We start from the raw sequence: 13,085 nt of genomic DNA, 5'->3' as shown, positions 1-13,085 counted from the left end.
TTTCAATACGCAAAAACCGCATCACGCTGGCGACGCGCGATGCGGCTTCTGATTTAAAAAATCACTTTATATCAAATAGATACTACAAGATCCTTACCAACCGCAAACGTCGTGTTCGTTTTCGGTATCGTAGGAACGCACGGTATTGACCAAATCCTTCACAACTTCTGCTGCAACTTCAGGTACCAGCAACGTCATCGGTGCTTCCGTTTCATAGTCCACAGAGACGCCGTTGCTATTATTCGTGACCGTGACGGTATAAGTAGCTTTTCCCATTATTATTCTCTCCCGGCATGAATGACTTTTCGTGAGGTCGCCCCTTCCATCAGTACTTCCGGCGCGACAAAAAAGTCGATGTTAAAATAGGTATCATCCGTCATGACCTCAATATTGTGCCACTTTTCCGGAGGAAACACGCCAAACTCGCCGGCATTGATCACCATGATCTCTTCCGGCTCAGAGCAATGTTCATCAGCGTATCCGAGATATTTGACCGCCCCCTGCATCACCGAGAGACGAGGATAAACGCCGGGTCGCGTTCCCTTATCAAGGTGGCGTTCGAAAATTCCGGCAGGCGCCGTCTCTTTGTTCCAGAAGGGCGTGGAACGTGTATGGATATGATTTTGTGGAATTTGCCGCATTTGCTTCCCTCTTCCCGCAGGTTACTCAGCGATAATCTCATCGCTGTCGTAAAAAGGTTACGCTCCAAAAACAGCATTTTAAATACCATTTATTGGTTACTATTTTGCTGTTTTCCACGCAATAAAACCGAAAGGAGAGCAATGACCCGCCGTTGACGACGGGTCCAGGTGGTTAAGACTGGAGCGTTGCCAGCCGGGCGGCAAATCCGACGAAAAGAAGGCCAATCAAAGAATTGCCCACTTTTGCCAGTTTCTTTTTGGTACCAATATAGTGGGTTACAAAAGCGCCAGAAAGAATTAAAAAGCTCAGATAGCAAAAACTGACGATTTCAAGGGTGGTGGCCAAAATAAAAAATGACACCCCAGTATGCGGCGCAGTAACGTCAATAAATTGCACAAAAAAGGAAACATAAAAAAGTATGGCTTTAGGATTCGTCAGGCTAAGAATTAAAGCACGCTTAAAAATAGCGCCAAAAGGAACTACCGTTTCCGTCGCCGCACGCCCTTTTGAGGTCAGCGTGGCGTAAAGGATTTTTGCGCCAAGGTAGAGCAGATAAAACGCGCCGAGATAGCGAACAATGTTAAACAGAACCGGCGTTGTTTTGATCAGCGTCGCCACGCCCGCATACGCCAGAAACATTAATATCGCATCGCCGATAAACACGCCGCATGCGGCAAGATATCCTCCTTTAACCCCGCGTCCCACGCTGTTTTTAAGCACAAAAAGCGTATTCGGCCCCGGTACCAGAACGATAAAAATCGCCCCAACCAGGTACGTCCAATAATTCAGAACACCATACTCCGCGAACACATTAACCTCTTCCTGAAAACATTTACGCTTAGCTGCGAAACAGTATGCTAACGAATGCACCGGAAGATGGGAAGCGAAACCACGTCTCTCCAGGCCGCTATTCCGCCACGCTTATATCCACATCACCCAAAAACGTTCTTGTATCGCGCCCCCCGCAGGCAATCACCAGGTATTGGCCCACGTTTCCTCATGGGGAATTAACGCGCGCGTCGTACCAAAGATAGGGCTGCCAACACATCACTGATATCGCTCTCATTCAGATTCGGCGCATTAAACTTCGCTCTCAGCCACACAATATCCTCGTGGCTGAAAGCGCCGACCATCAAGCGCTGGCTGATGATGATCAACATTTGATTATCAAGTTGTCGAATACGTTGCCGGGTGACCGACAAGGTTTGTATCGGAAAGGAGGGTCCTGGGCCGGTTCGCCACTGCGCTAAATAGCGGTACTGTATCGCTTTACTGGCATCCATTAGCGAACGAATAAAAGGGATTATCGAATGCGGGTCCAGACCGTTATTTTTCGCTTCTTCTTCAGCCTCGGCAAAAACATTTTTTTCACGCGTGAAATCCTCTATCGGCAGATGGTGCTTCATTTTATAAGCAGCCACATCTTTCATTAATAACATGCGTTCATTGAGCGCGGTTAAGAGCGCGCCAAGCGATACCGACGTTACCGAATCGGCAAAAGTGGTGCTGCACATCAATAAAGAACAAAGAAAAATGGCGATATGACGAATCATTAATCAACCTCCTTTTACGGAGGCTTGACAGTAATTTACCTTCATTAAGATAACATTAAGAAATTATTACAGATGGGTATTAATGCTTATTCGTTTAAACTGGAGTGATAGAAAGAACAGGCCGTTGATTCTGCGGAATCTTCACCTTCATTTAAAGTGTATAAAATATACAACAAATCACCAAATGTGATGCATATCACGTTTTTATGATTTTTTATTACAGTTTTATGATATAGGTCTAACTTTAATAGGTCACTAATTTCTCTCCCCCGCTCAGGGAGATCGGCTTCAATTTACATCGAATATGGTGAAATATGACTACCATTACACTAGTCAACGAACAAAATAGTACTGGCAATCCTTTTTCTGCACATATGTTATGTGAACAGCGAGCTATTCAGGAAATTACTTACGAACTATTGCAATCGCAGCAGCATGTCTCAAATAAGGATATCATCGCCAAACTTATTGAAAAACTGGAAACAGAAAAAGACGTAGTGCAGCTTGATATTTACCGTAATGCCTTAGAAGCCGTTTTGTTTCAGACACCTGACGACATCTAATATATACCCAAAATAATTCGAGTTGCTTAAAGGCGGCAAGGGAGTGAGTCCCCAGGAGCATAGATAACTATGTGACTGGGGTGAACGACAAATCTGCCGGGAGCAGATTTGAACGTCGCTTGCGACGGCCCGTCAGGGCGAGGCCTATGGATGGGCCGAGTAATCCGTAGCCAACACATAAGCAACTTGAAGTATGAAGGGTATAAACAAGGGAGGGGTTACTCCTCCCCTGTTCGTTAATAATGCAGATGCCTCAACGTGCGGTGCCTGATTTTTCGTAGCCGTTTGCATGGATTTGCGGTGCAACATGCTGCATGCTTTCGGGCATCTCATGCTGCCGGTATACGGCTGGCAGTAATGTTAAGCCTGAGCCATTTTTCACATGAAGACTAAATTTACCCGATTCTTTTAAAGCCTGAATAAGATTTTCCTGCGCGGGAGTTAATGTCTCATCATGCCACAGAACAATATGCTCGAAAGACGTTGATAAAAGATCGGGCATCGGCGCCTGCCAGGGGATGACTTCAACTCGCATACCTTCACTACAATATTTAATCGTTTCCAGCCATAGCTCAATGGGGTCGTTCAGCGAAAACGCAGCAATAAGCACTGTGCCTGCTGGCGCCTTTCGTACGCTACTTAGCTGGAACGTGGCGTATTCAATAATCGCAGTATCCAGTAATGCCTTTTCAAATCGGCGTGCATCATCATCGCCTGCGGACAACCACAGCCGTAAAGGACGCAGTATTGACTCAATTACGATACACGGCGGAATTTCCCGACCATAACGCCAGAGTAATTTTCGCAATTTGGCGGGTTCGAATTTTCTACACTGCGCTAAAATCTCTTCCTGGTAGAATAACCATCCCGAGCGGCAATGCGTTTCTTCACCATAGAGGGCAGGTTTAATCTCTTTTAATGAAAAGCCTTTGCTTAACGCGTCGATAATATGCTGTATTCTGATAGCATCTTCTATGCAATAAAAACGATTGCCAGCTTCATCTTTGGTAGGTTGAAGCAGGCCATAGCGTTCCCAGGACCTGATATTTGCTGTTGTGACACCACACTGCGCCGCCATTGCGCTAATACTAAAAGTAGCCATGCCTGTCTGGCCTCATGATGATGTAAGAAAGCATAGTGAACCTAAACGCCATCAGAAGCAAATCATTATTAAGCAATGACCTTACTATTTACACGGGAAATTACATTATCAACATTATTTATTGTAAGCCAGTGCGTAAAGGCTTTAGAAACGGACAGTATTTGATAATCCAGAACTGTTCTACAACCTAATTTAGTCAGAACATGGTAGCGTACTGAGTAAATAGTTTTTAAATGTACATTCAGCTCACAGCTTATTTGTCGGATATCCATTCCTTTAACAAGCATCGCCAAAACATTTCTTTCATTCGCCGTTAATCTGACTTTCTCTGACCTGGGAAAAAATTGACCAGCAGCGGCCAAAATCAGTAATTCGCGCCACTCAGCAATAGAGGCATCGACCTTTATTCGATATATAGCATGATGTTCATCAATAAAGTTATATTCATTATGGGTAACAATTCCAATGAGTACCGTTTTAAATGTGGAAGTAATATACTGCTGTACGGTGTAGTAATCGTCGATATCAAAAATAATATAATTTACGTTGCCAGCTATTATTGCGACGTCCTTAAATAAGGACTCCAGACCATAATTAAGAAACAGGTTTTCGCTCAATAGTCTTGTATCTGTCTTTAAAACAGATGATGCGGAACCAGTCATATCCACCTCAACAAAACGAGAGCCATGTGGGAATATCCATTCGATGGCCCGCATAAGATCATCTGCTTACTTCAGCGATGAGAACCTATTAAGTAGTAGTTGAGGAACGCCGTTTGCGCAACCTGACAGACGTCCTGGGGCATCTTATGTGAACTGCGTGGGGATGTGCGCTTTCGCAAAATCCACAAAGCGTACGACCGCAGGCAGCAAAATATGCCAGTCCTGTTGCTCCAGACCTAAATATTCACGCTGCGCCGCACGCAACGTAGCAGCATACTCTTCTGGCAACTGAGGTAACAGCCAGTCAGCCGCCGCATCCTTAGAGGTAAATCTCCCGGTAGAAAGGGTGTACCAGATACGCGCCAGGGTTAAAACGATATGATACTCATCTCCCTGCACATCTGCCGTGGATTGCCAAAGGTCGAGGGGATAACGCAAGGCCTTCAGCAACTGCGCCGCAGGGGCTGGCGTGAACAGCCGTTCCGCGCGTTCTCCCTTTAGCGGTATACTGGTTTCCAGAATCTGGGTTATCAATAACACAATGTCCCAGTCCTGTTGCGCTGGTTCATAAATCCCCTTATAAATGTCCTCTCTTAGCCACTCGCCAAATTGCATTTCCCGGGAAGGTGGAAAACACCAGGGAACCAGCTGCGAATAAAGCACGACAGTGACCTCCAGAGCGCGTTTTTCTGCTGACGCCCCCGGCGGCGATGAAAGCGCCAGCAATTCCTGCATCAGCGTTGCGCGTTGGGCCTCCGTCAGCGGCTGGCATATTGTCACCAGCAGATCAATGTCGCTGTTTGGCTTCAGACCGCCCGCGACAGCGGAACCATATAAATGAATAGCACGCAACGTATCGCCTGTGACACGAGTAATCAGGCGACACGCCGCTTCCGTTTGGCATTGAATCGAGGGCGGTATGGACAGCGTCATCGTTGCTCCGGGGGCGCAGGTATTTTTTATATTGATTGCCAGAAATATGGCATAACGGCAGAAAAAAAGCCCGCTATTCATAGCGAGCTTTTAACATTGCAATCAAACTTAATGATGTAGCATTTCGTCAACGACCTCATTCGCCTTTAACTGATAAGGATAATAGGTAGGCCAGTTTTCCATCTCTTGCAACAATGCCTGCTGCGAGGTATTTCCCATAAAGATATGGAAATGCGCCGATTTGCGCGGGGCAATGATATGATCGCTAAACTGAACATATTTAGGCGCTTTGCTATTCGCATCTTTACATTCGAACAGATAGCGCACCCCTTTTTTACCCGATGCGTAAGTCAGAATTTTATAGCCGGCATAATTGTATTTACAGGATGCAACGTTATTGTCGCGATGGAATTCTATAACGCCATTTTCAATGCCGATAGTCTCAACATTCGTCGCGTATCCTTTGCGATAATACGCTTTAATATCCTCAAACGTTTTCTCCGGGTCTTTCTTCGCCTTTTGTCTGAAGACAGGGTCCAGCTCGCCGCTGACCAGATAAGGATAGACGGATTGCCACATACCATCCCAGTCGGTGAGCGCGCGATCGCGTACATTAGCGTCATCAAATACGCCCGCTGCCGCTTTTTGCTCAACCTCCGTCATCGGCGCGCCATGAGCATGATGACCATGCGCGAAGGCAGGACTATTCACCAACAGTATTCCCAGAAGCATTGTCAGTATTTTTAAATGAATCACCAAAACGTTCCCCTCATCTTTCTTAGAAAGATGATTGTTATATTATAACATTGCATTTATTTCAACAGAAACTCAGCGGCCACCGCGCAGGTGGCCTTTTTTGATATCAACTGGTCCGCCATCGAGGAATTGAACCCCGAACCTTAGAGGTAGAAGCTCTATGCTCTATCCGGTTGAGCTAATGGCGGAAGAAAAATTACGCGGCCATTTTAAGGCAGGCGTCCGCGCATTGGCTGCATGCCCGCGCGCAATTCTGGCAATGATCGTGATCGTGCCTTGCACACTCTTCGGCGCAGGCTTTGCAGATATCCGCGCACAGGCGGCATAATTTTTGTGAGTACTCGCTTTCCAACGCCATAAATTGCGCCGCCAGGCGACAAATGGCCGCACATTGCATATCTAACTGGATGCAGTGCTTCATCATTTCGACGTTATCTTCACGCAGACAAGAAGAGGCACAGATATCACACGCCGCCGCGCATTCATAACACTGCTCAATACACTCACGATGTTCTTGTTGCATAAATGACTCCTTATTTTATTAAGAGGAGTAGATAAGTCTGCACAGAAACGCCGGGATAGCCAAACGGCTACCCCTCTTTTTCATACTTTTTGAACAAAAGTGCTGAATAAAACAGCAATCGTAAAGCCGGAAATCGGCCTCCGTGATGTGACGTCTATACTGTAATGTTCATCTGCTTTTCATCGGAGGTAAAATGGAGTATTTAGCACGACTAAATATCGTTGCGATGCTGATGTCAACGACGTTCTGGATCAATCTGGCGGTCGTTTTTTTCGTCACCCTCATTACTTACTGGCTCATCAACTGGCTACTTAATGTGGTCTATAAAGCGCTACAACGCCCGGATAAAAAGGATGATGCTCATGGGCGGCTGCGGCCTATTGTTTTCGAGATGCTGAAAAAGACCAGTAAGATGCTCATCTTTTTTGCCGCATTTCTCTTTAGCCTGCGCTTTGTCGCCCTGCCCGACCGGTTATTCTCTACCCTCTCTCACGCCTGGTTTTTAGTGGTTGCGATTCAAATGGCGATTTGGCTTGATCAGGGCGTACAGTCATGGATGCGTCATTTACTGTATGCCCCAGGCTCCAATAAAAACCCGGTGACGTTAGTCATTCTTGGTATGATTTTGCGCGTGCTCGTCTGGTCTATGATGCTGCTCTCCATCCTGGCGAACGTCGGCGTGGATATTACCGCACTGGTAGCAAGCCTCGGCGTGGGCGGTATTGCTATTGCCCTGGCGGTACAAACCGTTCTGAGCGATGTCTTCGCTTCGCTGTCGATTGGTTTCGATAAGCCCTTCGAGATCGGCGATTTCGTCGTCTTTAATGATGTAGCCGGTACGATTGAACATATCGGTTTGAAAACCACTCGCATCCGTAGCCTCAGCGGCGAACAGATCGTTTGTGCGAACGCGCAGTTGTTGCAGCAAACCATACACAACTATAAGCGGATGCAAACGCGTCGTATCGTGTTTACTTTTGGCGTCGCCACTGCGACACCGCCGGAAAAGTTACGCCTCATCGGCGATATGGTGAAAAAGATTATTACCGATGTCGGCGAAACACAATTCGACCGCGCCCATCTACTGGCCTTTGGTCAGGATCGGCTGACCTATGAGGTGGTACATATCGTCAATACCGCGGATTACAATAAATACATGGATATTCAGCAAGAGATAAATATCCGTATTATTGAAAAACTCATTGAGAATGATATCGAACTGGCGCTGCCAAGTCTGGTCGTCAGAGCCCCTGTACAGGTTGAAGAGACCAGGGACTACAGTAATACCGCTGATGCAAAAAACGCAGATAAACGCGTCATGCAGTAAAATCTCTGCCGACAATACCGGGAACCCATGGGTTCCCGGTGCGTTAACGGCGACACGGCAATGCGGAGAAACGACTTGCGGCTATTCCACCTGTAAATGGCGGGTACAGACTTGATCAAGTAGCGCAGACTGATGACTAATCACCAACATCCCTAATGAACGGCTGCGGCACACCTCAAGCACGTATCCCCATATCGCTTTTTGAATAGACGGATCGAGTTGCGCCGTCATTTCGTCGGCAATCAGAAAACGCGTTCGTGGGTCAAGCGCGCGCAGTATCGCAATACGCGCCAACTCCCCGCCTGAGAGCTGCATTGGCCGACGCGTCAGCCACTCGGGCTGCACATGCAAACGCCTCATCGTTTCCGGATCAGGCTGCCAGGCATCACGCACAGCGTCTCCGGCGCTTCGCCAGGGATTAAACGTCAGTTCAGGATGCTGGGGAACAAGCTGTACCGGACAATACTGATGCAGGGGTAACGGGCTGCCGTCCAGCAGAACGTCGCCCGCCGTCGGCTTTTGCCATCCGGCCAGGACGCGCCCCAACGTTGTTTTCCCCGTTCCGCTTGGCGCATGAATTCCTACCCGTTCACCGGCAGAAATCGTAAACGTCAGGTTCTGCCATAAGACTTTCCCGCCCTGATGAATAACGAGGTCGCGGCAGCTCAGCATTCTATTCCCTCTCCGGTCGGCATAAATAACGGGTTTAGTTCAGGCAATGCTTGCCATTGCCGTTTTAACGGCTCACTCATCTCTTCCGGCTGTAACTGCTCGCAGCGAATATTGTCCGTGATATAACCCTGATGCAGCGCCACAATGCGATCGGCATACCGCGCCGCCAGCAGCAGGTCATGAGTCACCCACAGCACGCCGCATCCCCGCTCGCAGAGACCTCGCAAGTGCTCAAGCAACTGGTTTGCCAGTGCGGTATCAAGCCAGGCGGTGATCTCATCCGCGAGGATATAACGAGCCTGGCTGAGCGAGGCGTGGCACGCCAGAATTCGTTTAGCCATCCCGCCAGAGAGCTGGCGGGGAAAGCGTTCCAGGACTGTCGGTTCAAGATCGCTTTGCTGTAATAGCTGTACCATCTGCGTCTCATCCCAGGCGCGTCCGGTCAGATGACATGCTCTGTTCAAATGTTTTCTGATATTCAGCATGGGATTAAGCGCCTGTACCCCCTGCGGCACGTAGCTAAACGTATTGCCCCTAAGCTGCCTGATGGTATGTCTGTCCAGCCGGTTGCCATCAAGCGTAATCTCCCCCCGAAAGCGTAAGTTTTCCGGCAGCAGATCGAGCAGGCATTGCAGCAGCAGACTTTTTCCCTCCCCGCTGCCGCCAACCAATGCCACCATTTCGCCGGGTGCGATATCAAAAGAGACATTCTGTAATAACGGCGACCAGCGTCTCGTGCCATACCAGCGATAACGCGCGCTTTCCAGCGTAACCTGTTGTAAACTTAGCATACGTCACTCCTTAGCCACAGCCGCTGAATGGCGCGCGCAAACTGATCGAAGAGCATCACCAGCGTGAATAACATTAGGCCGGGAAACAGCACCAGCCACCAGTTACCATGGCTAATAAACCGTAACGCATCCGCCAGCAACAGCCCCAGCGAAGGCTCATGCGGCGCCAGCCCAAACCCCAGAAAACTTAACGCCGCGCTGTGCAATACCGCATGAGGAAACATCAATAACGTTCCCGTCAACCATTGCGGCAATAGCGCCGGAAAATAGTGATATCGCCAGCAATAAAGGTGTCCATGCCCCAGACGATAGGTCAATGTCAGGTAGTCACTCTGCGCTACCCGCTCCGCGTCGGCGCGCAGAATCAGCGCCAGACGGGGCCAGTGCGTTAACGCCACGGCCGCAATGACGCCGCTTTTACCGCCGCCGAGCGTAAAACAGATAAGGATCAGCAAAAGTAAATGCGGCATGGCGAGCATAGCATCGGTTATCAGCCGCATCAGGAGGTCCAGCCGGGGATGAATGCGCGCCGCTGCCGCCATCACTAGCGCGATAACGCCGCTGCACAGCGCGGCGCCAACGCCAATTTGTAAACTGGTGAAGGCCCCCTGAAAGCAACGAAGCCATACATCACGCCCCAGATTATCGGTGCCAAACCAGTGCTGGATATCAGGCGACAGATGCCGGGCAAGTAGATTAACCTCTGGCGGCTGGCTCAACGTGGCATAACCGTATCCGGCAATAAACAGCAGACAGGTAACGGAGAGGATCAGACGAAACAACGTCGGGGCAGGATTATAGAGCATCGGGACGCTCCAGCGATCGATTAAGCACCACCACAAGCCAGGCTGAAATCGTATTTCCGGCAAACACTAATAGCGTACAGAATAAAACGATCCCCATGAGCAGCGGAACATCGCCACGCAGGCCGGCATCGATAGTGGCCTGTCCCAGCCCCGGATACGCAAAGACTTTTTCTGCCAGTAACGCCCCCCCCATCAGTTCGCCCAGAGAAGCAAACTGTAAGCAGAGCGCTGGGGTAATCGCATGACGTAACACCTGGTGACATAACAGCGACCATCCTTTATCCCCCTGAGCACGCGCAAAACGAATAAATTCGCTCTTCATTACGCTGGCTATTTTTTCTCGCGTATGCAGCGCAATTTGCCCCATGCCCAACAGACTTAACGCACATACCGGCAACACAAGATGGCGTAAACGTTCCGATAAAAGAGCTGTTCCTGCATTATTTCCGGGGTCCCAGGCGCAACAAACAGGTAATACCGGCCAGCGGACGGCAAACAGCGCCAGCAACAGCATTGCTATCCAGAAAGTGGGCAACGATGACAATAAGTAGCTGATACGGCAAATCATCTTATCCGGCCAACGGTGGAGAAAACGTCCGGCCAGAAAACCCAATGTTACGCCCAGCACACCAGACAATAGCCAGGCGCCTGCCAGCAGCGCGAATGACGTCGCAAAACGTTCCCGGATCACGCTGGCGACAGGCATGTTGAACAGCATGGAATACCCCATGTCGCCCTGGAGCAGACGCCAAAACCAGTGACCGAAACGCTCCCACAGCGGCTGGTCAAGCCCCCAGCGCGCCGCAATCCGCGCATATTGTTCTGGCGGAACATGGAGCAGATCGTTGCCAATATAAGCACGGATAGGATCAACGGGCGAAAAGCTAAGCAAAATGAAGGTGCCAGCAGCCACCAGCACCAACAGAATAATCAGCCGCAAAAAATGACTGAAGAACAATTTCATCACCGACAGGTCCAGGTCCAGTCATCAAGATTGTTTAACACCGACCAGCTACCGTGGATTTCTGGCGCGCCTTTTCCCAGATCAATACAGGGGTTGGCCAGATAGGTATGCTGAATATTAAGCAGCCATGCCCATGCCGCATCGCCCTGGACGCCCGCGCCCTGCTTCCCATCCCACTCAACCTGCTGCCAGAAAGGAATCGCCTTTTGCCAGTCAGGCGCATCTATAGCCTGTTTCAGATGTGCTTCTACCGCAGGGTTGCTGTAATAGCCCGGGTTATAATATTCCACACCAGCGGCTTTCCTACTGTAGTGATGGAAGAGTTCCATCGGGTCCAGACTTCCCCAGCCAAACAGCGTAGGGTTAGCGTGCATATGGCGCTCTACAGTTTCCCAGCTTCCCGATTGCAACGAGACGACAATGCCTAAAGGCTGCAACATGGCGCGCACCGCCTCGGCCAGATCCCGTCGGGTGCTGTCGCCACTGGCATACCATAAGGTCAGACGCGCTTCTTTACCTGCTTTTTCACGCACGCCCGCACTGTTTATTTTCCAGCCAGCCTCTTCCAGGATGGTGCGCGCTTTTGCAATATCGCCATCGCTGAATATCACTGAAGGATTTTGCCACGGTAATCCCTGCACCGCGCTATAGGCGGGTATCGCATGGCCTTCCATCACCTGTTCCGCCAGTTGCTTACGATTAATGGCATAGTTAATTGCGCGTCTGATAGCGACATCAGCGGTCACATCGTTGCCGACAGGATAATCGTTAGCATCCTTTTTACCGGCTGGCACCATCGGGAAGACAATGCCCCGGTTTTCAACGCTATCGCGTACCCAGAGTTTAAGATTATCCTGCTGCGGGGCCACCGCCATAGAAGGGGCAATGCGCACCAGTCCCAACTGTCCGCTGCGCGCGGCGGCATAAGCATTATCTTCATCCAGAAAGACAAAAACCAGCCGGTTAAAGTCATTCTTTTTACCCGCATACCAGGGATTAGCTTCAACGATCAGTTGCTGACCCGGCTGAAAGCTGACCAGTCGGTACGGACCGGCGCCTATCGGTTCGCGGGCGAACGTTTTTTCATCATAACGGCTGGCCGGAACAATCCCTAACGACCCGAGTACATTCACAAAGGTGCTCTGCGGATGGCTCAGCGTCATCTCAATTCGGCGTGCGTCCAGCGCTCGCGCATGGCTAAAATTGCCCATGTCAATTTTACCGCCGCTCTTCGCCGCTTTATTGTATGTAAAAACGACATCTTCGGCAGTTAATGGCGAGCCATCGGAGAATTTCAGCCCGGGCTTTAAGGTTAGCGTCCAGATTTTACCGTCGGGGCTGGTATCCACTTTTTCCGTCAGTAAATTACCCCAACTCATGTCGGCGTTTTGCTTAAGCAACGGCGCATGAAGCAATAAGTAGCTGCCGTGGCTCCAGCCCAGCATAGGATCAAAGCCTTCCGTTGGCTCAGGGCCAATGGCCAGCTTCAGGGTACGACCGTCTGCCGTGTCCGACGCGGCGAAAAGCGACGAAGTGAATACCAGAGTCAGCGCGCACGTCACGAGCGCCAGTTTGCCTTTAATCATCAATTTGTCCCAGATTATGCGTTGTTTTTGTTTCTCCCGGCGCAGCATAAACGTCGGGAGACCTCCTGAGGACGGCATTATGGCGAGCATTTGTAATGAAAAAATTGACGCAGAACAGAAAGTATGACGATCTTTTAAAAACATCATACGCACAAACGTCGGGAGCGCCAACGTGAGCTAAAGGCCGCTTTTGACGGGGATAAAA

General features: G+C 49.6%; 16 protein-coding genes, 1 tRNA gene and 1 pseudogene. 3 read left to right on the top strand and 15 right to left on the bottom strand.

Features of this window, described 5'->3' with window-relative positions:
* Positions 1–93: 93 nt before the first annotated feature.
* From J4728_RS02105 to J4728_RS02090, 4 genes are all read right to left on the bottom strand, one after another.
* A complete protein-coding gene (locus tag J4728_RS02105; RefSeq protein WP_000513733.1) occupies positions 94–276 on the bottom strand; it encodes a DUF1869 domain-containing protein in 183 nt (60 codons plus the stop codon).
* Between the two features lie 2 nt (positions 277–278).
* A complete protein-coding gene (yeaR, locus tag J4728_RS02100; RefSeq protein WP_001248993.1) occupies positions 279–641 on the bottom strand; it encodes a DUF1971 domain-containing protein YeaR in 363 nt (120 codons plus the stop codon).
* 172 nt (positions 642–813) lie between these two features.
* The gene (gene leuE, locus J4728_RS02095) at positions 814–1,452 is read right to left on the bottom strand and encodes a leucine efflux protein LeuE (protein WP_000457190.1); all 639 of its coding nucleotides are present in this window, start codon (positions 1,450–1,452) and stop codon (positions 814–816) included.
* 197 nt (positions 1,453–1,649) lie between these two features.
* A complete protein-coding gene (locus J4728_RS02090; protein WP_053445336.1) occupies positions 1,650–2,195 on the bottom strand; it encodes a chorismate mutase in 546 nt (181 codons plus the stop codon).
* 82 nt (positions 2,196–2,277) lie between these two features.
* Between J4728_RS02090 and J4728_RS02085 the strand changes: the two are divergent.
* Positions 2,278–2,431 (top strand): annotated as a pseudogene (locus J4728_RS02085) (hypothetical protein).
* 78 nt (positions 2,432–2,509) lie between these two features.
* Positions 2,510–2,758: a biofilm/acid-resistance regulator YmgB/AriR gene (locus J4728_RS02080; protein ID WP_000208086.1), complete on the top strand. Its 249-nt coding sequence runs from the start codon at positions 2,510–2,512 to the stop codon at positions 2,756–2,758.
* A 253-nt stretch (positions 2,759–3,011) separates the two neighbouring features.
* On the opposite strand, the gene J4728_RS02075 is transcribed toward J4728_RS02080, so the two are convergent.
* The 6 genes from J4728_RS02075 to J4728_RS02050 form a co-directional block, all read right to left on the bottom strand.
* Positions 3,012–3,860: a MerR family transcriptional regulator gene (locus tag J4728_RS02075; protein ID WP_208211027.1), complete on the bottom strand. Its 849-nt coding sequence runs from the start codon at positions 3,858–3,860 to the stop codon at positions 3,012–3,014.
* A 68-nt stretch (positions 3,861–3,928) separates the two neighbouring features.
* Positions 3,929–4,522 carry a helix-turn-helix domain-containing protein gene (locus J4728_RS02070; RefSeq protein ID WP_001562706.1) on the bottom strand — a complete coding sequence of 198 codons (594 nt, stop codon included), beginning with the start codon at positions 4,520–4,522 and terminating at the stop codon, positions 3,929–3,931.
* A 144-nt stretch (positions 4,523–4,666) separates the two neighbouring features.
* A complete protein-coding gene (gene aadA, locus J4728_RS02065) occupies positions 4,667–5,455 on the bottom strand; it encodes a cryptic aminoglycoside nucleotidyltransferase ANT(3'')/ANT(9) (RefSeq protein ID WP_208211024.1) in 789 nt (262 codons plus the stop codon).
* 108 nt (positions 5,456–5,563) lie between these two features.
* Positions 5,564–6,211, bottom strand: a complete 648-nt coding sequence (zinT, locus tag J4728_RS02060) for a metal-binding protein ZinT (protein WP_208211197.1) — start codon at positions 6,209–6,211, stop codon at positions 5,564–5,566.
* Positions 6,212–6,322: 111 nt separating this feature from the next.
* Positions 6,323–6,399: transfer RNA gene (locus J4728_RS02055), tRNA-Arg, on the bottom strand.
* 8 nt (positions 6,400–6,407) lie between these two features.
* Positions 6,408–6,734, bottom strand: a complete 327-nt coding sequence (locus J4728_RS02050; protein ID WP_001183699.1) for a four-helix bundle copper-binding protein — start codon at positions 6,732–6,734, stop codon at positions 6,408–6,410.
* A gap of 193 nt (positions 6,735–6,927) precedes the next feature.
* Between J4728_RS02050 and J4728_RS02045 the strand changes: the two genes are divergently transcribed.
* On the top strand, positions 6,928–8,061 hold the full coding sequence (locus J4728_RS02045) for a mechanosensitive ion channel family protein (RefSeq protein WP_000456065.1): 1,134 nt from the start codon (positions 6,928–6,930) through the stop codon (positions 8,059–8,061).
* A gap of 81 nt (positions 8,062–8,142) precedes the next feature.
* Here the strand turns inward: J4728_RS02045 and J4728_RS02040 are convergent, their stop codons facing one another.
* The 5 genes from J4728_RS02040 to J4728_RS02020 are packed head-to-tail and all read right to left on the bottom strand — an operon-like array spanning position 8,143 to position 12,928.
* Complete coding sequence (locus J4728_RS02040) at positions 8,143–8,733, bottom strand: ATP-binding cassette domain-containing protein (protein WP_064047246.1); 591 nt, start codon at positions 8,731–8,733, stop codon at positions 8,143–8,145.
* A complete protein-coding gene (locus J4728_RS02035; protein ID WP_000950212.1) occupies positions 8,727–9,524 on the bottom strand; it encodes an ATP-binding cassette domain-containing protein in 798 nt (265 codons plus the stop codon). Before J4728_RS02035 ends, J4728_RS02040 begins: the two co-directional genes overlap by 7 nt.
* The gene (locus J4728_RS02030) at positions 9,518–10,330 is read right to left on the bottom strand and encodes an ABC transporter permease (protein WP_000966636.1); all 813 of its coding nucleotides are present in this window, start codon (positions 10,328–10,330) and stop codon (positions 9,518–9,520) included. Before J4728_RS02030 ends, J4728_RS02035 begins: the two co-directional genes overlap by 7 nt.
* Positions 10,320–11,294 carry an ABC transporter permease gene (locus J4728_RS02025; RefSeq protein ID WP_001533345.1) on the bottom strand — a complete coding sequence of 325 codons (975 nt, stop codon included), beginning with the start codon at positions 11,292–11,294 and terminating at the stop codon, positions 10,320–10,322. The genes J4728_RS02030 and J4728_RS02025 overlap by 11 nt, the downstream gene beginning before the upstream one ends.
* A complete protein-coding gene (locus tag J4728_RS02020) occupies positions 11,294–12,928 on the bottom strand; it encodes an ABC transporter substrate-binding protein (RefSeq protein ID WP_208211194.1) in 1,635 nt (544 codons plus the stop codon). Before J4728_RS02020 ends, J4728_RS02025 begins: the two co-directional genes overlap by 1 nt.
* Positions 12,929–13,085: the final 157 nt, after the last annotated feature.

This window comes from Salmonella sp. 32070601201500089SM (assembly GCF_017573605.1).
GTDB lineage: Bacteria > Pseudomonadota > Gammaproteobacteria > Enterobacterales > Enterobacteriaceae > Salmonella > Salmonella enterica.
The sequence above is the reverse complement of the archived record's forward strand: the minus strand, read 5'-3'. Positions and strand labels throughout refer to the sequence as shown.